The organism is uncultured Campylobacter sp. (genome assembly GCF_938041645.1).
Classification (GTDB): domain Bacteria; phylum Campylobacterota; class Campylobacteria; order Campylobacterales; family Campylobacteraceae; genus Campylobacter_B.
On sequence record NZ_CALIST010000030.1, the window covers coordinates 1 to 25,234 of the forward strand.

21 protein-coding genes and 1 pseudogene are annotated in these 25,234 nt (G+C 47.3%); 16 read left to right on the top strand and 6 right to left on the bottom strand.

The features are described 5' to 3' along the window. Positions 1-819 precede the first annotated feature (819 nt). A complete protein-coding gene (locus tag Q0600_RS04820) occupies positions 820-999 on the top strand; it encodes a hypothetical protein (protein ID WP_298757551.1) in 180 nt (59 codons plus the stop codon). Further along, positions 987-1,181 carry a hypothetical protein gene (locus Q0600_RS04825; RefSeq protein ID WP_298757553.1) on the top strand — a complete coding sequence of 65 codons (195 nt, stop codon included), beginning with the start codon at positions 987-989 and terminating at the stop codon, positions 1,179-1,181. Before Q0600_RS04820 ends, Q0600_RS04825 begins: the two co-directional genes overlap by 13 nt. A gap of 64 nt (positions 1,182-1,245) precedes the next feature. Here Q0600_RS04825 and Q0600_RS04830 read toward each other — a convergent pair whose 3' ends face one another. Genes Q0600_RS04830 through Q0600_RS04855 form a run of 6 tightly spaced genes read right to left on the bottom strand, consistent with a single transcriptional unit; the run spans position 1,246 to position 5,977 of the window. Then, the gene (locus Q0600_RS04830; protein WP_298757557.1) at positions 1,246-2,043 is read right to left on the bottom strand and encodes a TPM domain-containing protein; all 798 of its coding nucleotides are present in this window, start codon (positions 2,041-2,043) and stop codon (positions 1,246-1,248) included. Continuing rightward, positions 2,040-2,633 carry a hypothetical protein gene (locus Q0600_RS04835; RefSeq protein ID WP_298757560.1) on the bottom strand — a complete coding sequence of 198 codons (594 nt, stop codon included), beginning with the start codon at positions 2,631-2,633 and terminating at the stop codon, positions 2,040-2,042. The genes Q0600_RS04830 and Q0600_RS04835 overlap by 4 nt, the downstream gene beginning before the upstream one ends. Before the next feature lie 15 nt (positions 2,634-2,648). After that, on the bottom strand, positions 2,649-3,362 hold the full coding sequence (locus tag Q0600_RS04840) for a LemA family protein (RefSeq protein WP_297945944.1): 714 nt from the start codon (positions 3,360-3,362) through the stop codon (positions 2,649-2,651). Beyond that, positions 3,359-4,372, bottom strand: coding sequence for an alanine racemase (locus Q0600_RS04845; protein WP_298757563.1), 1,014 nt, complete (start codon positions 4,370-4,372; stop codon positions 3,359-3,361). Before Q0600_RS04845 ends, Q0600_RS04840 begins: the two co-directional genes overlap by 4 nt. After that, entirely contained in the window at positions 4,365-4,610 is a 246-nt protein-coding gene (cmeU, locus tag Q0600_RS04850) for a CmeU family protein (protein WP_298757565.1), read from the bottom strand. The genes Q0600_RS04845 and cmeU overlap by 8 nt, the downstream gene beginning before the upstream one ends. Next, a complete protein-coding gene (locus tag Q0600_RS04855; RefSeq protein ID WP_298757567.1) occupies positions 4,607-5,977 on the bottom strand; it encodes a phosphomannomutase/phosphoglucomutase in 1,371 nt (456 codons plus the stop codon). Before Q0600_RS04855 ends, cmeU begins: the two co-directional genes overlap by 4 nt. Before the next feature lie 98 nt (positions 5,978-6,075). Here Q0600_RS04855 and Q0600_RS04860 point away from each other — a divergent pair, with 98 nt between their 5' ends. From Q0600_RS04860 to Q0600_RS04925, 14 genes and pseudogenes are all read left to right on the top strand, one after another. After that, on the top strand, positions 6,076-6,567 hold the full coding sequence (locus Q0600_RS04860) for a CreA family protein (protein ID WP_297948661.1): 492 nt from the start codon (positions 6,076-6,078) through the stop codon (positions 6,565-6,567). Between the two features lie 309 nt (positions 6,568-6,876). Beyond that, complete coding sequence (ccsA, locus tag Q0600_RS04865) at positions 6,877-10,299, top strand: cytochrome c biogenesis protein CcsA (protein WP_298757570.1); 3,423 nt, start codon at positions 6,877-6,879, stop codon at positions 10,297-10,299. Between the two features lie 741 nt (positions 10,300-11,040). Then, positions 11,041-11,547, top strand: coding sequence for a ubiquinol-cytochrome c reductase iron-sulfur subunit (gene petA / locus Q0600_RS04870; protein WP_177387024.1), 507 nt, complete (start codon positions 11,041-11,043; stop codon positions 11,545-11,547). A gap of 9 nt (positions 11,548-11,556) precedes the next feature. Continuing rightward, positions 11,557-12,816 carry a cytochrome bc complex cytochrome b subunit gene (locus Q0600_RS04875; protein ID WP_298757573.1) on the top strand — a complete coding sequence of 420 codons (1,260 nt, stop codon included), beginning with the start codon at positions 11,557-11,559 and terminating at the stop codon, positions 12,814-12,816. Between the two features lie 2 nt (positions 12,817-12,818). Continuing rightward, the gene (locus Q0600_RS04880) at positions 12,819-13,922 is read left to right on the top strand and encodes a c-type cytochrome (RefSeq protein ID WP_298757576.1); all 1,104 of its coding nucleotides are present in this window, start codon (positions 12,819-12,821) and stop codon (positions 13,920-13,922) included. Positions 13,923-14,141: 219 nt separating this feature from the next. Then, positions 14,142-16,073 (top strand): FTR1 family protein, encoded by a 1,932-nt coding sequence (locus Q0600_RS04885; RefSeq protein WP_298757579.1) that lies wholly within the window; start codon positions 14,142-14,144, stop codon positions 16,071-16,073. 14 nt (positions 16,074-16,087) lie between these two features. After that, positions 16,088-16,609, top strand: a complete 522-nt coding sequence (locus Q0600_RS04890; protein ID WP_005869331.1) for an iron transporter — start codon at positions 16,088-16,090, stop codon at positions 16,607-16,609. 391 nt (positions 16,610-17,000) lie between these two features. After that, on the top strand, positions 17,001-18,419 hold the full coding sequence (locus tag Q0600_RS04895; RefSeq protein WP_298757581.1) for a Fe-S-containing protein: 1,419 nt from the start codon (positions 17,001-17,003) through the stop codon (positions 18,417-18,419). Beyond that, a complete protein-coding gene (locus Q0600_RS04900) occupies positions 18,419-19,663 on the top strand; it encodes an ABC transporter permease (RefSeq protein ID WP_298757584.1) in 1,245 nt (414 codons plus the stop codon). Before Q0600_RS04895 ends, Q0600_RS04900 begins: the two co-directional genes overlap by 1 nt. Further along, the gene (locus tag Q0600_RS04905; protein WP_298757586.1) at positions 19,650-20,783 is read left to right on the top strand and encodes an FtsX-like permease family protein; all 1,134 of its coding nucleotides are present in this window, start codon (positions 19,650-19,652) and stop codon (positions 20,781-20,783) included. The genes Q0600_RS04900 and Q0600_RS04905 overlap by 14 nt, the downstream gene beginning before the upstream one ends. 1 nt (position 20,784) lies before the next feature. Further along, positions 20,785-21,423 (top strand): annotated as a pseudogene (locus Q0600_RS04910) (ABC transporter ATP-binding protein); the annotation flags it as partial. A gap of 264 nt (positions 21,424-21,687) precedes the next feature. After that, complete coding sequence (locus Q0600_RS04915) at positions 21,688-22,056, top strand: hypothetical protein (RefSeq protein ID WP_298757589.1); 369 nt, start codon at positions 21,688-21,690, stop codon at positions 22,054-22,056. Then, positions 22,053-22,547: a TlpA disulfide reductase family protein gene (locus Q0600_RS04920; protein WP_298757591.1), complete on the top strand. Its 495-nt coding sequence runs from the start codon at positions 22,053-22,055 to the stop codon at positions 22,545-22,547. Before Q0600_RS04915 ends, Q0600_RS04920 begins: the two co-directional genes overlap by 4 nt. A gap of 229 nt (positions 22,548-22,776) precedes the next feature. Further along, entirely contained in the window at positions 22,777-24,351 is a 1,575-nt protein-coding gene (locus Q0600_RS04925) for a subtype B tannase (RefSeq protein ID WP_298757594.1), read from the top strand. Positions 24,352-25,234: the final 883 nt, after the last annotated feature.

Sequence of the window (25,234 nt, forward strand, 5' to 3'; positions counted from 1 at the left end):
TGAGGATGGCTACTATAAAATAGCCAAGAAATAGTGGTAGAATTGCGAGGTAGAATTTTATTTCGTAATTTAATGGCAAAATTTTATCGAGATTTCGCAGGTGGAATTTTGCGTCCAAATTTTTAATAGGTGAAATTTTATATAAATAAGCCACGATGAAAGAATAGGGCGCGTAATTTGGATTTAAAATTCTTCAAAAAATAAATTTAATTGGCGAAAATTCTAATGGCAAAAATCCGGGCACAAATGCTTCGGCTACAGAAAATTCCGATATCAAAAAATATAATTCTAAAAATCCCGCCTCGCAAAATTCTGGCAGCGAAGATCGGGGCGCTAAAAATTTAAGCGGCGAAAAACAAGGTGCCAAAAATTCGAGTGCGTAAAATTTGGCTCGCATGATGAAAAATAAAGCTACGTTAAAATTTAAAAATTTCACCGCTCGCTCGCGCTTTTTTTGGGTTCGCACAAAGCTCGCGCGAACGGGAGCGGCTCTTTGCTGCGCACGTCCCGCCGAAGCTGTTTGTCTCGAAAGATCAAGCGCCGTCGCAAAACCGAGCGGAGTGGGTAAAAATTTTAAAAACCTAAATTTTAAAAACCAAAACGCTATGAGTACGAATTGTGAGGCAGGTCGCTATATAGATTTTTAGCGCGGATTACGACACGGATCGCAACATACGCCTTAAGCATATTGCTGCAGCACATGCCAAAGTATAAACTTTAACGCAGATCGAGACTTAAATTTAAATATATGCCACGATATAAATTCTAGCGCGGATTATGACATAAATCTCGTCAAGGATCACGGCGTAAACCAAAAGTATGACTTACTACGACATACGCCCTAGTGCAGATCGCGACATAATTTCTAACGCAGATTATGATATAAATTCCAATAGACATCGCGCCGTGAATTTTAAAATTTCAAACGCAAATTTAAAAGCGAATTTGGCAGTTTTAAAAGCAGATTTAAGGACGGATTTTAGACGATGGAATTTTTAAATTTAAAAGTTGCCGCCGCCGTGTTCGCGCTGCTGTTCGCAGGTTGCGACGGATGGAAGCACCATATAAGCAGCGACGGCACCTCGCTCGCCTCCAAGTTCGACCCCTCCGAGCGCACGCTAAAGATCGAGGGCAACGACAAGCCACTCGTGCTGTTTTTCTACGCAAGTAGCCGAATTTAGAAATTCTGAAATTTTAAAATTTAGATAAAATTCTACGATTTGGAATTTTGATAAAATTCCGTAACTACCAGCTCCCGCTAGCACCGCCTCCGCCGAAACTTCCGCCGCCCCCACTGAAGCCGCCTCCGTTAAAATCGCCACTTCCTTTAAATCCGCCAAAATCCCCGGATGAGCCTCTTCTCATGCGCGATGAGCGCGCGATTTCGCTTATGATGTCTGCGCTCGAGATTATATCCTCGTCGCTTACTCTGCGACGCGTCACGCGGTGGCTTAGTATCGCAAAAAGCAAGACCGCAAAAAGCACCATAAAGATCGCAAAGTCCTTGTTGCTCGGATCCTGCTGCGCGTTGGCGTTAAGCGGATCAAATTTTATATCGCCGCCTTCGATCGTGCTGATGATCGCCGAAATCCCGCTAATGACGCCACTTTCGTAATCCCCCTGCCTAAAATAGGGCAGAATTTTATTGCTGATGATACGCTTGGCGCGCATATCGGTTAGCATGCCCTCTAGCCCGTATCCGACCTCGATACGCACTTTATGCTCGTGCGGAGCGACGAGCAGCAGTACGCCGTTGTCGCGCCCTTTTTGCCCGATACCAAGAGCGCGCGCCTGCTCTACGCCGATTTCCTCGATAGAGTAGTCTCCGAGCGATTTTAGGCTTACGAGCATGATCTGGTTTGTGGAATTTTTATCGAAAGTCGTTAAAATTTCATTCAGACTCTCTCTCGCGGCTGGGCGTAAAATGCCAGCCTCATCGATTACAGCGGTGCCGTTTGGATGGGCTAGATACTCGCTAGGCGCGGCGACGCTTATTACAAATAGCGCCATTAGGGCAAAAGCAAATCTCCAAGCCACTCTCATCGTAGCTCCACCAAGGTCTCTTCTATCTCGTTATTTTCGCTATCTTTAGGCACTCGCATGGCTAGCTCGCACAGCGCGTCCATCGCCTTTAAAACGGCAGGCTCAAGACCTTGCGTGCTGGGGTTAAATTCTGTCGTGATACGTTCAAACTCACCCTTAGAGATAAACTCCGCCGCTTGCGCGCCGCAGATGATATGAGCGCAGCGCTCGCGGACGCAGACGCAAAACATTATCGCTTCTTTTACGCTGCCATAACGCTCGTAAAATTTTTGCATCGCAAACTCGCCCGAGAGCCGAAGTCTGCGAGATTTAAGCGTGATTAGAGTTAAAAGCGTGGGGCATTTAGCTAGCAGAGCTTTAATCGCAATGAAGCTAAGCGCTACGATCTGCAGTAGCTCAGCTTTGCTTATTTGCGGCACGAAGCACATAACGATGCCGATCGCAAACGCCGTCACTGCTGCCACGCCATAGCTAGATTCGCAGTCCTCGCTTGCTTCGCGCGCGACTACGCAGACGATCTGCGCACCACTTGCGGCTTCGGCTTTCGTGATTAGCTCGTGGATTTTTTGCTTGCACTGCTCGCTTAGCATTTGCCGCCTTTAGCGTTATTTAAACGAGACGCTAGGGGCTTTTTGGCTTGAGCTATCAGCGCTAAAGCTAGGCTTGGCGCCACCTAGTCCTACTATGCGCGCGATGATGTTTGTAGGAAAGGTCCTAATTAGCTTGTTGTATTCCTGCACCGAGGCGATGTAGTCCTTGCGCGCTACGGCGATGCGATTTTCCGTGCCTTCGAGCTGATTTTGCAGGTCGGCGAAATTCTGATTTGCCTTAAGATCCGGATAACGCTCGACTACCAGCATCAAGCGCGATAGGGCTGAGCTAAGCTCGCCTTGAGCGCCGTTAAATTTCGCAAACGCTTCCGGATCTTGCGCTAAACTCTCTGCATTGATATTGACAGCGGTTGCCTTAGCGCGGGCATTTATGACGCCTTCTAAGGTATCTTTTTCATGGCTTGCGTAGCCCTTGACGGTTTCTACGAAATTTGGAATCAAATCGGCGCGGCGCTGATATTGATTTTGTACCTGGCTCCACGCAGCTTTAACTTCTTCATCTTTGCTTACGAGCTTGTTGTAAACCGGCACTGCAAATATCGCAAATGCAATCGCCGCAATCACTAAGACGATTAGAGCTTTGATTAAGATATGAAGCCCTCCTTTTTGGCGCGGATACTCTCCTCCGCCAAAGCTCTCGCCTCGCGCAGATAAGCCTTTATCGTCGTAACCTATACGCTCGTTATTTTCTCCTTGCAGCTCTTTCATTGAAATCTCCTTGGGATGTTGGAATTTAATTTGACTAAAATTTCATATTCGATCGTGCCGAAGTGTTTTGCCCAAATCCGCGCGTCATTCAGCACGCAGATACGCTCGCCACCGAATTCCGCGCAGAAGCTATCCATCGACATCTTGCCTAGCATCCGCCCGCCGCTCGGGAGGACAAACTCGCCCTCGCCGTCGTAGCGGAGTAGCCCGTCTGCGTAGCCCAGATCGTAGGTGCCTATCTTCATATCGCGCGGCGCTTCAAATTTCGTGCCGTAGCCGACGCGCTGACCCTTTTTTAGCACGCGCGAGCTGATCAGATCGGCATAGAGCTTTAGCACGCGGCGTAAGCCTAAACTTTCGTCAAACTGCGCGTAGCCGAACTGCGCCATCCCCACGCGCGCATACTCATCCTCAAAGCCCGCACTTCGCTCGATAGCTGCGGAGTTGCTCGAATGAAATTTTAAATTTCTAAAGCCCGCGGCGGCGGCTTTTTGCCTCGCAAGGCGCTTAAATTCTATGAAATTTTGCCTTTGTGCGAAAAAATCTCCACTTAGCTCGTCGCTTGCGCGAAAGTGTGTGAAAAAGCCACGAAGCTTAAATCCGCCCGCCTTGCATAGCCTAAGCGCCTCATCTAGCTCGTTCGCAGCGATGCCGTTGCGGTGCATAGCAGTATCTGCAGCGATATAAATTTTAAGCCCTCGTTTAAGACGCGAGAAGTAGCTCAGATCATTTACCGCGTAGCAAAACCGCTCATCCTCGTCCCCGCGCGGAATGTGCGAGAGCACTAAAATTTCATCAAATAAATCCGCAATCTGCGCAGCTTCCGTAGCACTTCGCGTTACGGCGCGTACGAAGCCTAGTTTCGCCGCTTCCTCGCAGCAAAGCCTGCAGCCATGGCCGTATGAATTATCCTTGGCTACCAAAAATACTCGCTCCGCTCCACCTACTTTGGCGGCGATTTGCGCTAGATTGTGCACATAAGCGGCGCGATCTAAGATGATCTCAGACATCGAAATTTAGCCCATAAGTGCGGTATAAATATGGCAGCAGCTTGCGCGCGGCGTAGTCGTATCCGTAGAATTTCGCGTAAATTTCTTTCAAGCTAGCCGCGCCTGCGCGCTCGAAATCAAACACGTCGGTACCCGCGATTTTTGGCACGCGCTCATCTAAGAATTTAAAAAATTCCGCTCTCGCAGCCAAAAGCTCTTTTATATTTTTCTCAACCTCTTGCTTTTCAGATTCGTTCATCTCTGGTCCTTTAAATTTTCTAGTTTACCTAAAAATACACGCTGCATCTCGTCGCGAAACTCGGGACTAGAGGCCTCGAAGCGGGTTACAATTACAGGCGTGGTGTTGCTTGCCCGTACGAGCGCCCAGCCGTCATCGAACCGCACTCTGATGCCGTCGATTTCGATAATATCGCGGATAGGCGGCAGCTCCGCGATACCTGCGTGGATTTGAGTTTTAAGAGCCTCGATAATCTTAAATTTCGCCTCCTCACTCGTATTAAATTTTATCTCGTCGGTGCTAAAAACTCGCGGTAGCTTGTCTAGTTCGGCGTCTAAATCATATCCTTTAGCTACGAGCTCAAGCACGCGCATCATCGCATATACACCGTCATCAAAGCCGAAATATCGCTCTTTAAAATAGATATGCCCGCTAACCTCCGCGGCAAGATCAATACCGAGCTCCTTCATCGCCTTTTTGATATTGCTGTGGCCGGTCTTGCCCATGAAGCTTTTACCGATCTTATCGATGGTATCGTACATCGCTTGAGAGCATTTAACCTCGCCTAGGATGCGCGGATGGGTCATATTTAGGGCAAGCAGGCAGGCTAGCTCGTCGCCTTTGATATTGCGGCGCGGCGTAAGCACGGCGATCCTATCGGCGTCTCCGTCAAAGCCGAAGCCCAAGCTCACGCCATCTTGCTTCATCGCAGCTTTGAGATTTGCTAAATTTTTCTCTTCGCTGGGGTCTGGGTGGTGGTTTGGAAAGTTGCCGTCGGGCTGCGGGAATAAAACTTTAGCGTTTAGCTCTAGCCTTTCGACGATTTTAGTAGTCGTAACGCCAGCGGCTCCGTTTGCGCAGTCAATGATAAAAGGCGCGGCAAAGCCCTTAAGAGCCGCAAATTCCTTCTCAAAATATGCTAGATACTCGCTTAAAATGTCGTACCTCTGGGTGCTTGTATCGGTTGGAATTTCAAAATTTGAACCGATCAGCTCCTGCACCTGCGCACCCAGACGTTTCAAATCCGAGCCAAAGAAGCTATCCGTGCCGATCGTTATTTTAAAGCCGTTGTAATTTTTGGGGTTGTGCGAGCCGGTGATCATTACGTTTGCGTCAAATTTATGCGTAAATACGCTAAAATAGCCCACCGGCGTCGGTAGCAAGCCTATATTATAAACCCGCAACCCGGCGAAATTTAGCCCGCTTACGAAATAGCCGAAAAGCTCGTCCGCGCTAAGGCGAGCGTCGTATCCCACGCTAACGCGTTCAAGCCCGAGATTTGCGATATGTTTGCCCAGAGCAAAGCCGATCGCTTTTACGCTGCGCTCGTTTAACTCCTCGCCCACGATACCGCGAATATCGTATTCTCTAAAGATATCTTCGATCATAAAATTCCTTTAAATTTAAATCGCGGTATTTTATAAAAACTTGCTTAATATTTATATTATAAATGATAAAATCGCCGCTAAAATTCCAAAGGATGGTTATGAAAAAATTTATTCTAGCAGCGATTTTAGCGGCTTTTGCTTGCGCGGGCGATTACGAGCTCGTAGGTAGCGTAAATACTTCGTTTAGAATTTTTGGCAAAGACGATCGCATCGAAGTTATCGCGGTTAAAGATCCTAAGATCGACGGCGTGACCTGCTACGTCTCTTACGCCAAAAAAGGCGGTGCCAAAGAGATCATCGGCGTGGAGGAGGACCGCTCCGAAGCCTCTGTGTCGTGCGTGCAGACAGCGCCTAAAATCATCATTAAAGAGGAGCTGAAAAAAGAGGATATTTTTGAAAAACGCAGCTCGTTGATCTTCAAAAAGACCCATGTAGTTAGGCTTTACGACGCGGTGCAGGGCTCGCTAATCTATTTGGTTTATTCAGACAAAGTGATTGACGGCTCGCCCAATAACTCGATCTCGGCGATCCCGTGCCACCAAGCGGTGGGCGACGTGTGCGAGCTCGCATATACCCAAGGCAAAAAATAATAAGAAGAAATTTCGCCAAGATAGAATCTTATCGCAGCGGAATTCTAAATTAGAAATTACGCTATGAGATGACGCATGAAATTTACATAGAATTTTGCCAAATTCTGCAGCATTTTACAAAATTTATCCGCGCCGTTAAATTCCTGCGCGAATGCCTAAGATGAGAATTTGATCGCTTTGTCAAAGCATCTTAACGCATATTTGAGCTACGCTAGTAGGCGTGCGCTTGCAAGTCGTAAAATGAAAAATTAAGCAATTTTTGCTAAAATCTCGCGATTTTGAAAACCCTCGTAAATCTAAAGGAAATCAATGAAGACATTTTTTAGTATGGAGTGCGCGTCAGTGATGCTACTGATTTTGGCGCTAGCCTGTGCGATCGCCACTTTCGTAGAGACTGCTTACGGCACGGAAGTAGCGTGGGCGATGGTTTATTCTACTGCGTGGTTTGGCGCACTGATGGTGCTTTTGGGAATAAATTTAACCTACAATATCTATCGCTACCGCATGATTAAGCTTCGCACGCTGCCTGCGCTAATCTTTCACGCGAGCTTTTTATTTATGCTTGTTGGAGCGATTTTGACTAGATATTTCGGCTTTGAGGGCAATATCCATATAAGAGAGGGCGGTGAGAGCTCGATCGTAACGACTAAAGACGAGGTCGTTCAGCTCCTTACTTTAGGCAGCGACGGCGAGTTTATATCTGCTAATGAGAGCAAATTTTTAAACGGCGCAGGACGGATGAACTTCGATCTCAATCTAGACGTAGAGGGCAGGATCGCAAATTTAAAATTTAAAGAGCTAATAGAACACGGCGAGCTAAAATGGGTGCAAGATCCGACCGGACAGGCTCCTGCGCGCGTGGAGCTATTATTTTCAAACAATGTTGGCAGCCAAAATGTCTCCTTGCAATCAGGCGAAAGCATGGATATAGGCGAGCTTAGTATTACTTTTAATGCAGAGCCTAAAAGTAAGAATTTCATCTACATAAAATCCAAAGACGGCAAATTCTATTTAAACTCAAGTCTTGATATAAACGCCACTAAAATGGCTGATATGAGCACTGCACCGCTTAAGAGAAACGAGGATAATCCGCTAGGCAATCTCTTGCTTTACAGCTTCGACGGGATAAATTTCGCCCCTGTTAGTCTGCTTAGCTCCGCGGTCGAGAAATTCGTCCCGGTCGATACGAATTTACCTGGTGAGCCCGGCGTAGTAGCTACACTAAGCTTTGCGGGGCAGAGTCGCGAAATCTACGTGCCTAGGGATTCGCATGGCGCTAGCTACAAGGTGGGTGATAAGAATTTCATCGTAGCCTTGGCGCCAAAGATGCTTCATCTGCCTTTTAAAATCGCGCTTCGCGACTTTGTGATGGATCGCTATCCAGGCACCAATTCGCCCTCCGGATATAAAAGCGAAATCACGTTAAAAGACGGCAATTCGAGCTTTGATTATGATATTTTTATGAATCACGTGCTCGATTACGGCGGATACCGATTTTTCCAAAGCTCATACGATACAGACGAGCGCGGCACCGTGCTTTCGGTCAATAAAGACCCCGGTAAAGTTCCAACTTACATCGGTTATTTTTTGCTTTGCGTAGGGATGTTTTTTAACTTTTTTAATCGGGGCTCGCGCTTTTTCAAGCTCTCGCGCCTAATCAGCGAAAATACGCATCTTGCTACAGAAAAAGATGTAAATTCTAAAAATTCCGCGTCTAGTTCGGTGCCCATAAGCTCCACAGAAAGCTCCATATCAAAACGCACCAAAAAATCGCGACGCGGCACTAAAGGCGCGGCATTAGCATTAGTAGGCGCATTGGCTTTGAGTTTGGCCGCATTGTATCCTAGCGCAGCAAATGCCGAACAAAACTCCACGGCACAAAATTCTACTTCGCAAAATTCTGCCTCAAATGCAGCCGCAGAAAATTCCGCGTCGCAAAACCCGGCTAGCGTGCAAAATTCTACTTCGCAAAATTTTGTGCAAAATTCCGCCGCTGAAAATTCCAAGCAAAGCTCCACTCCGCAAGAATCTGCAGCGGAGCAAGACTCCGTCCCACCGCATAATTTTTCTACTATGGGAGGCGAGCTGGCCGTACCGAAATTCGATCCTAAATTTAGCGAAGATCTAGCAAGCCTCGTAATTCAGGGATTTGATGGGCGAATGGAGCCTTTTGATACCGTTTCTAGGGAGCTTTTAAATAAAATTTACCGCGCCGACGACTACAAGGCGCCAAATGGCGAAATTTTAAACCATAACGCCGCTGCGCTTTCGTTTATGCTAAATCAAAGCTACTGGAGGCGTGCGCCAATCATCAAGGTTAGCGAGCCGGAGCTTAAAAAAATTCTAGGTATGGACGAGAAGCGAACCCACGCCAGTATGATGGATTTTTTTGAATTTAAAGGCGGCGAGAGCTACTACAAACTCGATAAAATGGTCGAGGGGATCAACCGCAAGCCTTTGGGCAATCGCGGCGTGCTAGATAAAGAGATCATCAAGGTAAATGAGCGCGTAAACGTCTTTTACTCGGCGTTTATGGGGGATTATTTTAGAATTATTCCGGTTAAGAACGCTAAAAATAACGAGTGGCTTTCACCACTATATCTAGGCGATGCGCTGGATCAAAACGAATCAACTGAAGTTAAAAAGATGATGGGAATATTCGTTTCGTCCGTGGTCTATGCCCAAGAAAGCGGGGATTGGAGTGGCGCGGAAAAGATGCTAAGCTACGTCAAAAAATACCAAGCACAAAACGGCGCAAACCTAATGCCTAGCGAGAGCGCGATAAAATATGAAATTTTATTTAATAAGGCTAAAATTTTTAAGCGCCTCTTTCCGATCTACACTGTCTCGGGATTTTTGCTTCTGATCTTTATCTTTTTGCGAATGATGAAGCCCGCTCTTCGCTTAGGCGGCGCGTTTAAGCTCGTTTATATCGTAAATATTATCGCCTTCATCGCGCATACTGCAGGTCTTGCGCTACGCGGCTACGTCTCGGGGCACGCGCCGTGGAGTAACTCCTACGAATCGCTCATCTACATCGCGTGGGCGCTGTCGCTAAGCGGAATATTTTTCTCGAGAAAATCCGCTATTTCGCTAGCGCTAACGTCGATAATGGCGGGCATAACGCTGATGGTCGCGCATCTTAGCGACATCGATCCGCAGATCACTAATCTCCAGCCGGTTCTAAAATCGCACTGGCTTACGATCCACGTCTCGGTAATCACCGCGAGCTATGGATTTTTGGGGCTTTGCATGCTGCTTGGAATTTTTACCCTCGTGATGTTTTTATTCGATAAGAAAAACCCCGAGATTGCGCGCAATATCGCAGAAGCCACGCATATCAACGAAATGTCGATGATCCTAGGTCTTTGCTTGCTGACGGTGGGCAACTTCCTAGGCGGCGTGTGGGCGAATGAAAGCTGGGGGCGCTACTGGGGCTGGGATCCGAAGGAGACCTGGGCGCTCATTACGATTTTTATCTACGCGGTGGTAGTACATTTTAGATTTATGCCTAAGCTCAATAATCAGTTCGCCTTTGCCGTAGCCTCGATGTTTGCGTATTTTAGCGTCATAATGACCTATTTTGGTGTAAATTTCTACCTAAGCGGCATGCACTCCTATGCTAGCGGCGAGCGTATTCCGGTGCCGGGCTGGGCGTACGTGATGGTCGCTTCGATGGTGGCTCTTGCGATCGCGGCGTATTTTCGCTCGGGCAAATCGGCTAGACTTTAGATAGGTGGGGCCCAAATTTCAGAATAATAATTTTGAAATTTCGCCCGGATTTTGCAGCTTGCCGAGGCTTTAGGGATTTATGAAATTTATATTTAAATTTTGGCTAGGCTTTGAAATCCCGCAGAATTTTATAGAATTTTATGGCTCACGATTGCGCTAAATTTTGAAATTTTGCATCGCGATAGAATTTTTTGATGCTTGAAATTTTAAGACGTCGTAAAATTTTAATGATTTGGAATTTGCACCGCTATGGGATTTTAATGTTTTAAATTTTACTTCTAGTGGAATTTTTTCATACGACGGAAGCGCGACGTAATTTAGAATTTTAAAATTTCAGCTAGCGCGCTAGCGTAAAATTCTGCCCTACTGCCGCCATGACCGAGCAGTGAAATTTTAAAATTTGATTTTATAAATTCTATGCTCGTCTTTAAATTTAAAATCTCGCGCTTTATGGAATTTTATTTATGATGTCGAAATTTTAAAATTTCGCACGCCATTGTCACAGCAAATTTTACGCGATAAAATTTTAAAATTTTAAATTCCTCGCCATGATAGAATATGACAGAATTTGAAAATTTATAAAATTTTAAGCCACGAAAATGCCTCGCCAGGCATTAAAATTATCTTAAAATATAATTTAGCTTGCAAGGTTAAGCTAAATTTCTGCTTATAATCATATTGATTTAATCTTTATTTGGCTAAAATTGACGCTTGTCAATTTCTTAATTTGAAAGGATAAAGATGTCTGATCTAAAACAGGATAGACGAGGCTTTATCGGGCTTACTTTTGGCGCGGTTGCCGCTGTGGGTGGCGTTTTCGCACTCGTGGGGATGAAGAAATCGTGGGATCCGTTACCTAGCGTGCGCGCCGCCGGCGTCACTACGGTAGATTTAAGTCCGATCAAAGAGGGCGAGCTTTATCAAACGCAGTGGCGCAAAAAGCCGATTTTCGTGCTTAAAAAGACCGCCGATATGCCTAAAAACGATGCCCGTGATGTCGTCGTAGGAGATGCTAGATATACGCTTTGCATCGGGCTTTGTACGCATTTGGGCTGTATTCCCAGCTATAAGCCATCGACGCAACAATTCATCTGTGCATGTCACGGCGGAATTTTCGATGCTAACGGCGTAAACGTGTTCGGTCCGCCGCCGCGCCCTATGGATATACCGCCCTTTAAAATCGACGGAACGAAACTCGTTTTAGGCGAAGAGGGTCCCGAATACCAGGCCCTAAAGCAGAAAGCATAGGAGGCGCAGATGGCACATATAAGAAAAGCTACGGGAGTTTGGGATTGGTTCGACCAAAGGCTTGCCGTAACGAAATTTTTCAAGGTGATGGTAAGCGAGTATTGGATTCCTAAAAATATCAGCTTCCTTTGGGCGATGGGCGTTATTTTAATGACGCTATTTATAGTTTTGTTCGTAAGTGGATTAATGCTTGTGATGTATTACAAACCAGATGTAAATCTCGCGTTCGATAGCGTAAATTTCACGATTATGAAAGAGGTCGAATACGGCTGGCTATGGCGACATATCCACGCAGTATCGGCATCGGTTGTATTTTTGATCTTATACATTCATACTTTAGTAGCTATTTATTACCGCTCGTATAAGCAAGGACGAGAGATGATTTGGGTAAGCGGAATGCTACTTTTCATCATCTTTTCGGCTGAGGCTTTCAGTGGCTATATGCTTCCGTGGGGGCAGATGAGCTACTGGGCGGCGATGGTTATTACAAATTTGTTCGGCGGAATTCCAGTAGTGGGCGATGCAATAGTCGAATGGATTCGCGGCGATTACGCTGTTAGTGATCCGACGCTGACGCGATTTTTTATGCTTCACGTCTGTTTGCTGCCTATTGTGGTGGTTGCGGTGCTGGCAGTGCATTTTTATTCGCTTAGATTTCCGCATGTAAATAACCTAGACGGCGAGGAGATTGACTTTGAGCTCGAGGGTGAGAAGTATTTGGAAGGAAAAACTAGCGAAAGCAAGGTGATTCCGTTTTGGCCGGGCTTTTTGGCGAAAGATTTTTTCTACGTCAGTATCTTTATGATATTTTTCTTTTATCTGGTCGGCTTTCACTTCGATTTTGCGATGGATCCGATAAATTTCGAGCCGGCAAACAGCCTCAAAACCCCGACACATATCTATCCGGAATGGTACTTCCTTTGGGAGTATGAAATTCTACGCGGATTTTACTTCGACGTAGGACCGCTTAAGGCCGCCGACATCGGACTTATCGCCTTTGCATTTGCCGGAGTTTCGCTGTTTTTTATCCCGTTATTTGATCGCAGCAGTGTAGTAGCCCCCGCGCACAAAAACAAGGCGTTTTTCATTTGGTTTTGGGTTTTGGTAATCGACATGATCCTGCTTAGCCTCTTCGGCAAGCTCCCTGCAGACGGCGCGGAGCTTGGTATCGAAAATAAATACTGGGGCTTTGCTTTATCGATCGTCTATATTGGATTGCTTGTCGTAGTGCTTCCATTAATTACAATCGCAGAAAGAAAGAGGGTCTAGCCATGAAAGAGATAAGAACCCTAATCTTAGTGCTTTTTTGTGTGGGAATTTTATACTGGTTTATCGAGCCTTATGCTCATACTAAGCTTAGTCCGCACACCGATCCGGTAAATTACGATTTTGCAGCAGGCGATACGGCTTTGGCCGCGCATAACGTAGCTGCAGCAGAAAGCGCTTTGGCCGCAGCAGAAAAGGGCGGAGATGAGACGATGATAAAAAATTCTAAAAAAGCCCTAGCCAGTGCGAAAGAGCAACAAGACAAAACGGTGCTTTTTTGGGACGAGATAAATAAAATAGATCTTAGCAAAAGCGATGCCGTGCGCGGCGCCGAGACCTTTACAAATGCAGGCTGCACCGCATGTCATGGAGTAAAAAGTGCAAATATCCCCGCTCCTATGGACGCGGCAAGCGCCAGTGCCGCATACGGCGTCAATCCTCCGGATCTTAGCAGCGCAGGCTATCTATACACTGATAAATTCTTAGCTGCACTCATCAAAGATCCGATCATGGCTCTTAAGCTAGATCAGAAATTTGGCGATGAAAAGCCTTTTCCGATGCCCGGGTTTTTCGGTGCAGGCGGTGATCTAAATCAAGAGATCGCCGATATCGTAGCCTATCTAAAGTCGCTCGCTCCTAGCGAGGATAAGCTAATCGCCTCTGAGGCTGCTGCTAGCGGCATCAAGCAAGGCACCGAACTAAATGAAGCGCAGAAAAAATTCCTTTTAAGCAAGGCAGTTTTTGAGGATGCTTGTCTAAGATGCCACGATGTCAAATACGATAAGCTCTTTGCATCCAGCGACAAGGCTAGCTTGGCTGCGTATATGGGCTCGACGCCTCCTGATCTTTCGATGATGATCCGTTCTAAAGGCGCCAACTATCTGCACGAGTTTATCAATGATACGCAAAAGAAGCTTCCAGGCACTTCGATGCCGCGCGTAGGCTTGAACGAAAACGCTGAAGCCAAGGTCGTGGAATATCTAGCTGACGTAGGCGATAGCAAAAAAGCCGAGCGTGAAGCTACGACCATAAATATTATGATTTATTTCTTGATCCTTTCTGTTTTTGCAGGTCTTTGGAAAAGTAAAATTTGGTCGAAACTTCATTAAAATTTTAGCAGTCGGAGCAAAATCCGACTGCCGTTTAAAATTCCGCCATATCCTAAATTCTATTAAATTTCATCTATCAAAAAGCTCTTGCAATTGAGAATTTAGCCGCTTTCGTGCTTTATGATAACCGCTTTTTTTATTACTTTTTAAGATTTTTCTACATATAATTGCCGCTCGATTTTGAAATTTAATGTATGAATTCAACTCAAGAAGGTTCAGATGAAATTTTTTAAATTTGCGGTTTTAGCTCTAATTTTTCCGCTTGCTATGCTTTTTGCGGATACGGATTATCGCGCGGAAGCAGCGACGATAAAAGAGAAATTTGCTCAAGCGATCAAGCTTTATGTCGATGGCAATAATTCTGAGGCTAGAAAGATAACTCAAGAGGCGTATTTTGGGCATTTTGAAAATCTAGAAGCCGGCATTCGCATAAATTTAAGTCAGAAAAAATCCTACGATATGGAGAAGCAATTCGGCGATATCCGTAAAGCGATCAAAGCAGAAAAGCCTCTAAATGAGATCCAAGCAATGATCGATAATCTAAATCGCGAGATTGACGAGGTTCTGCCTGTGATTGAATCTGGTCATCGTCTCGTAGCCGAGTATCAAGACGGAGGCGACGGCAGCACTTCTGCACCAGCCTCAGGCGGGAATTCCGCAGCATCCGGCACAACTTCGCCGTGGATGAGCGTCTATACGGAATTTAAAGCTGAGCTGGATAACGCTAAAGCTGCGTTTGATAAGAAAGACACTGCTGCGCTAAAAGCTGCGCTAAATCGCGCTAAATTTGATATCTACCGCAACGAACGTCTAGAGGAGGCAGTGCGAAAATATGTCTCATCTCAGACCGATCAATCAATCCAGCAAATTATCGGAAATCTCTTGCGCGAGGATGCGGATACAGACAAATCAAAATTTGACGAAGCGATAAACGCTCTAGATAATCTAGCGTTAAAAGCCGTAAATGATTTGCCGCAAGAAAGCTACTCCATAGCGCCGCAGACTGCGTTAGCACAAAGTGATACTAGTGAGGATGAAGGCAAGGATTTTACGCCGATTGTGCAAAATATCAAAGACAAAATGGCTAAGGTTTTGCAGCTTTACGAGAGCGGCAAGGTTGATGATGCGATCGACGAGAGCGGCAATATCTACTTTGATGAATACGAAGAGAGCGGCATGGAAAATATCGTCGGTGCTAAAAATACTCAGCTTAAGCTGGACACCGAAGCAAGCTTTAATAAAATTTCAGCTCTTATGCGCGCGGGTGCTTCCAAAGAGCAGATTGTAGCGGCGCAAAACAAGCTATTTGATCAGCTCACCCAAAGCCTAGAGCTAACGAAGAAATCAAGTAATTGGGATCTATTTTTATACGCGTTTATCATCATCTTGCGTGAAGGATTTGAAGCGCTCATTATCGTAGCCGCAGTCATCGCTCTACTTATAAAATCCGGCAACTCAAAGCACCTAAATATCGTTTATAGCGCTCTTGGCGTCGCGGTTGTACTAAGTATCGCTACGGCTTACGGGCTGAATTATATCTTCGGTAGTGAAAATGCAGGACAAACGCGCGAAGTGATGGAGGGCGCGGTGATGTTAATCGCCGTAGTTCTGCTATTTTATGTGGGCTTTTGGCTTCTTTCAAATGCAAGCTCCAAAAAGTGGAGCGCCTATATCCAAGGTCAAATTTCAAACAGCCTGAGCTCGGGCGATAGCAAGATGCTTTGGTGGACGGTATTTTTGGCAGTTTATCGCGAAGGCGCAGAGACGGTGCTATTTTATCTGGCACTACTTTTCGATGCCAAAAGTCCGGCAGCTACCAGCATGGTAGCAGCAGGCTTCGTAGCGGGTCTGGCGGCTCTTATTATAGTTTATATCGTCATCAAAAAATTCTCGCTTAAAATCGCTATCAAGCCATTTTTCATTGCTACATCGGTCATCATATTTTATATGTCCGTCGTATTTGTGGGTAAGGGCGTGATGGAGCTAGTCGAGGGTAAGGTATTCGTGCCTACGGTGATAGACGGGCTTCCTACGATTACGTGGATCGGATTTTATCCTTACGTCCAGAGCCTCGTGCCGCAAGCGGTGATGATCGTACTTCTAATCGCAGGAATTTTAATCTTAAAAAATAAGCAAAAAAACAAATCTTAATAAGGAGAGAAAAGATGAAAAAGATTTTTTCAGGTATGTTGGCGCTAAGCCTAGCCTCTGTTATAGCAATGGCAGGAGAACATCCAATCGGCGAGCCGATTGAGCAAAATGGAATGGAGATCGCGGCAGTTTATCTTCAGCCTATCGATATGGAGCCTAAAGGCATTGATCTAGCTCCTAGCAAGGCGGACATCCACCTTGAGGCGGATATCCACGCTATTAAGGGCAACGCAAACGGATTTGGCGAGGGCGAGTGGATCCCTTACCTAAAGATCGCTTACGTGCTTAAAAACCTAGATACCGGCAAGATTCAAAAGGGAAATTTCATGCCGATGGTAGCTAGCGACGGTCCTCACTACGGCGCCAATATCAAGATGGTAAACGGTGTAGGCAACTACGAGCTAACCTACAACATCGAAAATCCAAGCGCCAACGGATTCGGCCGCCACGCGGACAAAGCGACCGGCGTAGGCAAATGGTGGGAGCCGTTCTCGGTTAAATACACTTTCCAATACACAGGCGCTCCTAAAGAGTAAATCGTAGCTGGCTTCGCCGAGTCCGTTTTCGGCGGAGCTCTAGCGGTATTTTTTAGCCGCACGCTTTAAATTTAAGGCGGTTACTTTAGCCCGTTTAAATTTAGGTGCTACGCCGCAGTCAAAGCGCATCGTTTTGCTTTGACGCGTTTAAGCTGACGAATATTTTAGGCGTCGAATGCGGCAAAATTTTAAAATTAGCGCGTCGCGAGGGTGAGACAAAACCAAAGCAATAGCGAGGCGAAATTTCTCTTTGCGGACGACTCTTATCGCTGCGAAATTTTTGCGAGCGGGTTTGAAATTTTAAAATTTACAAAACGACGTAGATTTTAAAATTTTAAAATTTAAGCGATTATAGGCGATTTATGCGCATTAGGCTCGATGAGGATTTTTGATGAGTATATTTTTTTATCACATAAGCTTGGCTCTATTTCCGCTCGCGTTTTTAAGCGCGTATCTGGGCGGCAGGCGCTTTATTGGCGCATCGTTTTTGCCCGCGCTTTTAGGGGCTGCGTTTGGGGCGCTGTGCTTTAGCGCATTTGCGCGCTCGGCAAACGCCGATACAGGCAAGATCGTATTTGATGCGCTCGCACTTTTAGCGCTGCTCGCGCTACTGCTTGCGTTTAAGTTTAAGCGATTCTATCTTACCGCCTCCGTTCTTTTTGCTCTTGGTTGCGCGTATGGATTTGAATACCGCTTCATAGGGATGAATTTTAAAATTTTCTCCGGCGAGCTGCTGGATAGCTTCAGCCTAACCAACCTCTTTATGGCGGTTTTAGGCGTGCTGGCGCTAATTTTATTCTATTTTATTTATCACTCAGCTCTAGCGCGCGCGAGTAGAGGTGCAAAGCTGGCGTCATTCGTCATCGCGTGGGCGTTTGCCTTTATCGCTAAAATCGGCTTTTTGGGTCTTGATCTGCGCCAGGCAGACGCGCCCAAAGCGCTAGCTGCGAAGGGTTTTGAAGGGCTTTCAAACGCGATCGGCTCGTCCGAGTTTCTAAGCGTCATCGCTAAAATCATCCACTACAACAACTCCTATCTGACGCTAGCTCTTTGCCTTATAGCCGCGCTAATTGCGCTACTTACGGTATTTCGTGCGCCAAGGCGTGTACCTCGCGAAGCGGACATTATAAAATTTAGAGAGGTTAAGGCGGGCAGATTCGCCATTTTTAGAGATTTTAGCCTGATCTTATCGCTTGGGGTTTTAATCAGCTTTTTGGGGCTTTATTATATCTTGGTCGCCTCAAAACCGCCTACGATCGATGAGCCTAAGATCATCGAGCCGCAAGGCGCGGAATTCATAATTGATGCAAACATCGTAAAGGACGGCAAGCTGCACCGCTTTGCCTACGTCACCGACGACGGGCATAAGGTCAGGTTTTTTCTACTAAACCGCTTCACGGACAAATTTGCTCCGGTCGCGGTTTTTGACGCGTGCTCGATCTGCGGCGATATGGGCTATATTAAAAAAGGCGACGAGCTCATCTGCATCGCTTGCAACGTGAGGATATTTTTGCCTAGCGTCGGTAAGCTGGGCGGCTGCAATCCGATCCCGCTGGATTATAAGCTAGAGGGGCAAAATATCGTCATCGCACTTAAAACGATCGAGGACGGCGCGTCCTATTTCTCGGAGATCGTGGATAAAAAGGTGATCGATCCGGTCAGTAGAAAAGAAATTTTAAACACCTCTAAATTTAGCTATCTTTACTACGGACGCACCTACTTTTTCGAAAGCGAAGCGAATGCAAACGCCTTCACCGCGCACCCCGAGCGCTATGTAGATGAAAACGGCACGCTAAAGGAGCTTAAATAATGTTTTTACGCATCATCAAATCCTCCATTTTGAACTCCAGGGATAGCAAAATTTTAGCGTTTTTGACCATATTTTTATCGGTCTCGCTGATCGCTTGCATGCTAAATATCACGCTAAAAATCGGCGATCAGGTCGCTAAGGAGCTACGCAGCTACGGCTCAAATATCGTAGTGCTACCGCGCTCGCAAAGCCTAAGTATCGAGATCGGTGGGCGCGAATACTCTCCGCTTAAAAACGATGATTTTTTAAAAGAGAGCGAGCTGCATAAGATCAAAGAAATTTTTTGGCGCAACAATATCACCGCCTTTGCGCCCTTTTTAACTACCCGCGCGGGAGATTACGACGTCGTGGGAACCTACTTCGAAAAGGACGTAGGCGTTAGCGATGAGCCTGATTTCAGATCGGGCGTGCGCTCGCTCTATCCGTTTTGGAGCGTAGAGGGACAGTGGGTAAAAGACGGTGCCGATGACGAGGTGCTTGCAGGAGACGGGCTTGGGCTAAAGATCGGCGATACGGTTAAGCTTGGAGATTATGAGGTTAAGGTCGTAGGAATTTTGCACGGCGCGGAGGATGAAGCCAAAAAGCTGATTGCAAATTTATCTCTGGTACAAAAGCTAACGCACAAAGAGGGTCTCATCGCCAAGGCAGAAGTTAGTGCCATGACGATCCCGGAAGACGATCTGTCCGTAAAGGCAAGAAGGAGCCTCGATAATCTAGACGCCACAGAATACGATACCTGGTACTGCTCAGCCTACGTAAGCTCCATCGCATATCAGATCACCGAGGAGTATCCAAACGCAACTGCTAAGGCGGTGCTTAGCGTCAGCGAAGCTCAAAGCGGCATCACGAAGAAGATTCAAAATTTAATGGGCGTCGTAAGCATTCTGTCGCTGCTGATCTCAAGCATCTGCATCACGAGCCTGCTAAGCAGCGAAATTTACAAGCGCAAAAAAGAGATCGGCTTGCTTAAGGCACTGGGAGCGAGCAACTTTATGATCTATATCCAGTTCGCCGCCGAAATTTTCGTCATCTGCGTAGCAAGCTCACTCGTGGGCGCAGTCGTGGGCTACGCGCTTAGCTGGGCGATCGCGTATCAAATTTTTGGCTCCTTTATCGGCGTCTCGCTTATGGTCTTTCCGCTTAGTATCGTCTTTGGACTTCTTATTTGCATTATCGGCTCGATCTTGCCGCTACGCGGAGTGATCAAGCTACTGCCTGCGGAGGTGCTTTATGGTAGGAAATAACGGCGCGTTTTTTAGAGGCGCGATCTTTAAAAGTATCATCAACAGCGGCATCCGCAGCTTCGTGATTTTCGTCGCGATCATGCTAGGCAGCGCGGTTTGCGCGGCGTTCGTAAATATCTACGCCGACATCGATAAAAAAGTCGCCAGCGAGTTAAACAGCTACGGCGCAAATTTAATCGTGAGCCCCGCAAATTTAGAAAATTCCCATATGGACGAAGCGGCGCTCGATGCGAAATTTGCTAAAATTACAGCTCTAAAAAGCGCGAATAAATATCTTTTCGGCAGCGCAAATTTAGGCGTCAATTCAGGCATCATCATGGGGGTAAATTTCTCCTCTCTGCGTGATACTATGCCGTTTTTGGATCTTAAAGAGGGTTCGTTTATCGGCGTAGATTTCGACGATAAAAACGCTCTCATCGGGCAGGATCTCGCCAAACTTTTGGGCGCGAAGCTCGGCGATAGTATCGAGATCACGCCGATCGGCTCAAACGAAACGAGTAAGGTAAAGATAAAAGGCATCGTCTATGACGGGCAGAAAGAGGACGGCATGCTGCTAATCTCGCTGCCGCTGGCGCAAAAAATTTTAAATCAGCCTGCGCAGGTAAATTACGCCGAAGCGATCGTAAGCGGCGATTTTAAGCAGCTTAGCGAAATTTCAAAAAGCCTAAGCGACGGGCAGATGAGCTTCGCGCCGATCGGCAAGGTATCCAAGACCCAAGGCATCATCTTAAATAAAATCAAGCTTTTGATGCTTCTTATCGGCATTACGATCCTTCTGATCACCTCGGTTTGCATCAACACGAGCCTTAGCTCGATCCTGCTTTCGCGGATCAAAGAGTTTGCGCTCATCCGCGCAATCGGCGCGAGCAAGCAAAATTTGCTCCACCTGATCCTGAGCGAAATTTTAACCGTCTGCGTCGCAGGCTCGCTAGCTGGAGTATTCGTGGGATACCTGCTCGCGATCTTGCTGGGGCATCTGATATTTTCAAGCAGCGTGGATTTTAGGCTAATCAGCCTCTTTGCGGCGGTCGCGCTGAGCCTGATTTTTGCGCTCGCGGCAAGCTACTATCCGATCAAAAAGGCGCTGAATCCGAATTTAGCGAATCTATTAAGGGAATGACATGGAAATTTTAAAATTTGAAGGCATCTGCAAATACTTCGGCGAGGTTAAGGCTCTCGATAATATCAGCTTCGACGTTTTAAGCGGCGAGTGGGTCAGCATAATGGGCCCAAGCGGCAGCGGCAAGAGCACGCTCGTCAATATCCTAAGCCTGATGGACACCCCGACCGCGGGCAGATATATCCTGGGCGGAGCCGACGCGAGCGCGCTAAATGACGAGCAAATTTTAGAATTTCGCCGTAAAAAGATCGGCCTCGTGTTTCAGCAGTTTCACTTAATCCCCTATCTAACGGCCGTCGAAAACGTCATGCTAAATCAATACTACCACAGCTGCGTGGACGAGGACAGCGCCAAGGCGGCACTTGATAAAGTAGGGCTCGGGCACCGCATCACGCACCGCCCTAGCGAGCTTAGCGGCGGCGAGCAGCAGCGCGTCTGCATCGCTCGCGCACTCATCAATGATCCCGACATCATCATCGCGGATGAACCTACGGGCAACCTCGACGAAGCCAACGAGCGCGTGGTTTTGCAGCTCTTTCAGACGCTTCGCAGCGAGGGCAAGACGCTGCTTTTGGTCACGCACAACGAAGAGCTCGGTAAATTTGCCGACAAAGTGGTGCGCCTAAGACACGGCAAACTCGATCGAATAGAACTTTTGGATCAAAGCACGATGAAGCACAATCTCGGTTCGCAAGATAAAATTTCAGATCGCGATTTAAGCCAAAGCACTTCGCAAAGCTCTAGCGTCGAAAATTTAAAAGCGAAGAACGGCGATAAAAATTCGAGCACGAGTGAGAAAAATTCCGCTTCGCAAAATTTAGGTGGCGAAGATCAGAGTGCCGAAAATTCTAACGGCGAAAATCAAGGTGCCAAAAATTCGGGTGCGTAAAATTTAGCTTGCATGATGAAAAATAAAGCTACGTTAAAATTTAAAAATTTCACCGCCCGCCCGCGCTCTTTTTGGATTCGCACAAAGCTCGAGCATGCAGGTGCGGCTCTTTGCTGCGCGCGTCCCGTCGAAGCTATTTGCCTCAAAAGATCAAGCGCCGATGCGACGCCGAGCGGAGTGGGGAAAAATTTTAAAAGCCAAAATTTAAAAAGTCTAAATTTTAAAAACCGAAACGCTACGGGCACAGATTTCGACGCGGATCGCAACATACGCCTAGGCGTGGGTCACGATATAAATTTCCGCCCAGATCGCGCCGTAAATTTTAAAATTTCAAACGCAAATTTAAAGGCCGATTTAGCGCGCTCGAAGGCGGGTTTTAGATGATAAAATTTTTAAATTTAAAAGTTGCTGCCGCCGTGTTCGCGCTACTGCTCGCAGGCTGTGACGGATGGAAGCACCATCTAAGCAGCGACGGTACCTCGCTTGCCTCCAAGTTCAACCCCTCCGAGCGCACTTTAAAGATCGAGGGCAACGACAAGCCGTTCGTGCTGTTTTTCTACACCAGCAGCTGCGGCGCATGCAAAGCCCAAGTACCCGTGCTAAACGAGCTGCAAGCTAGCGGCGACGCGCTGATTATCGGCATTCTAGGCGACGGTAAAGGCCTAGAAGCCGACGCCGTGGTCGCTCGCGAAAAGGGGATAAAATTCCCAAGCGTCAGCGGCGCGAGCTCGGTGAAATACTTTGAAACCATCGTAGGCGGCATTTTCGGCACCCCCACGTCGGTGATTTACGATAAAAACGGCAAAGCGGTCAAAAAGCTCATCGGCCTCTACCCCAAATCCGCCTTCGAAACGCAGCTGAAGCTTATGAATTAACGAGTGGATTTGATGCAGCCGGTTTTACGGCGGCGGATCGCAAATGCCCACTAGAATGACACTTCGAGTTTAAAATTCTTTTCAACTTACAGATGCCTTTGCGTTTAAATTTCAAAATTTAGGCGCGCAGCGGATTTAAGTATTCGCCGAGTTTTGCTAAAATTAGCTTTGTCACTAAGCTGCTTAAAGGGCTAAAAAGTGGCAACATCAAAATAGAAAGGATACTTCAATGAGTAAAAAATCCCTTGTCCTAGGCGCTGTTGCGATACTTTGCGGCGCGCTAAGCCTAAACGCCGAGGCTTTGGCGACGCAGAGCGTGCAAATAGATCTGAAATTTAACGCCGCAAATTTTACGCAAGAAAGCGTGATCGTAGGCGGCAAAAAGATAAAATTTCGCGCCTACAAAAGCATAATCTACGTCGCAAAACCCGTAAGCGCGCATTATCAGAGCATGAATATCTTCATCCCGCAGCAGTATTTTGAGGGGCGCAAGAGCGGCAAATTTAACGCCGCGAGCGCGCCGATATTTTTGCCAAACGGCGTGGGCGGCTACATGCCCGGCGAAGCGGGCGAGGTCAAAATAGACGAAAGCGGCAAACCAAACGCGATCGCTACGGCGCTTTCGCGCGGTTACGTCGTAGCCGCTCCCGCAGCGCGCGGACGCACGCTAAAGGGCGCAAACGGCGATTATATCGGCAAGGCGCCCGCAGCGATCGTCGATCTAAAGGCGGCCGTGCGGTATCTGAAATTTAACGACGCGGCGATGCCCGGGGACGCAAACAAGATCATCTCAAACGGCACGAGCGCGGGCGGAGCGCTCTCGGCGCTTTTAGGAGCGAGCGGGGACGAGGCCGCGTACGAGCCGTATTTGCAGGAACTGGGCGCTGCGAAGGCGAGCGATAAAATTTACGCGGCATCCGCATACTGCCCGATCACAAATCTGAAGCACGCGGACGCGGCGTATGAGTGGATGTTCGGCGCACAGAGCGAATATGAAAAGATGGATTTTAGCGGCCTTGATGCGGCGGGATTTAACGAGCGCGGCGAAAATTCTAGCGGCGCTGAAAAAAATTCCAAAAAAGACGCAAATCAAAGCGCCGCAAAGCCCGCGCGCAAGATGATAAGCGGCAAACTAAGCGCAGCGCAGATTAAAATTTCAGACGAGCTAAAGGCGCAATTCCCCGCCTATCTGAACTCGCTAAGCTTGAAGGACGGGGGCGGCCGCGCGCTAAGCCTGGATAAAAACGGTGACGGCAGCTTCAAAGATTACATAAACGGGCTCATATCGGCCTCGTTTGCTAATTTTGCGGCGAAAAATCCGCGCGCGAAGGCGCCCCTATACCTCGCTGCAAAGATCAAGGACGACGCGTCGCAATCGCATATGCTTTTTTGGGGCTACGCGACCTCCAAGCCGCGCGCCAAGACCCCGCCTGCATTCGACGGCTTCGCGCTTGAAAATCCCGAAAACGAGCTGTTCGGCGGCGCTAAATTTAACGCGGCACATTTTACGGATTTTAGTGCGATGAATGACCCCGCCAAAGGGGTGCTAATCGCAGATGCGCGGATCGTAGAGATGATGGATGCAATGAGCTTCGTGCGCAACGAAAACGGCGCGAAGCATTACCGCATCCGACACGGCGCGAGCGATCGCGATACGGCGCTTGCGGTCCCCGCTATTTTGGCACTTAGCTTGCAAAACGTGGGCAAGAATGTCGATTTTGCAGTACCTTGGGGGCAAGGACACGGCGGAGATTACGATCTAGAGGAGCTTTTTGACTGGATCGACAAAGTAGTCGCACAGTAAATTTAATGGGCGAAATTTCATCTTAGAATTTTGCCCGCAGCTCTGCCGTAAAATTTTATCACCCAAACACTCTCTAGCGGATACGCTAAGCGGCGTAAAATTTCGCTGCGAAATTCTATCGCGTCAAAATTTTAGCGTCGCCGCAAGACGCATAACGATTTGAAATTTTGCGGCTAGCATTTAAAAAATTCCATAGAATTTTATCGCGACAAAACGGCGCGAATTAAATTTTATCGGTCGCAACAATATACGGTGCGAAATCTAAAGCGCGATCCGCGCCAAAACTCTAGCGCAATCAAATTCTGCGGGCTAAATTTTAAATTTAAAGACTGAATATGCGATAAAATTTCACGGCGTTTATACTATCCGATCGCAGCTCTTTGAGCGCGCAGGTATCACGTAATAGGCGCACATTCGGCGTGCGGATGATTAAAGCGCAAAAACTCCAAGCGAGCGCGGCAAGCAGGCTAAATTTAAGGCGTGCATTCGCGATCTCCCGCGGCTCCAAGCCCGCTTTTGCTATCCATTAGGCCTGCTTCAATAATCCGCTGACACACAAAAAGCGCCGCTTGGGGTCTGTATTTTTGCGCCGTGTGCATAAATTTCATAATTTAGCGCCACTTTTGAACGCAGCTTAGCCTATTTAAAGATCACCGCGCCGCGTCAGGATCGTTTCCTAATCCTGGTGCGCCAGCATCTTTGCGGCGGCGCAACTCGGCGCCAAATTTAACGCTAGCCGTCCTTGTGCCGCCTCTCTAGCTCGGCGTGCGGCGACACCCTTTGCTACGACGTCTAAATGTAAGCCGTTCCCTCGCCGCGCCCGCAAAAGAGCTTTTAAAATTTAACGCCCTAGCCTTTTGCGATCTCGTAAAAACCGTCTTTG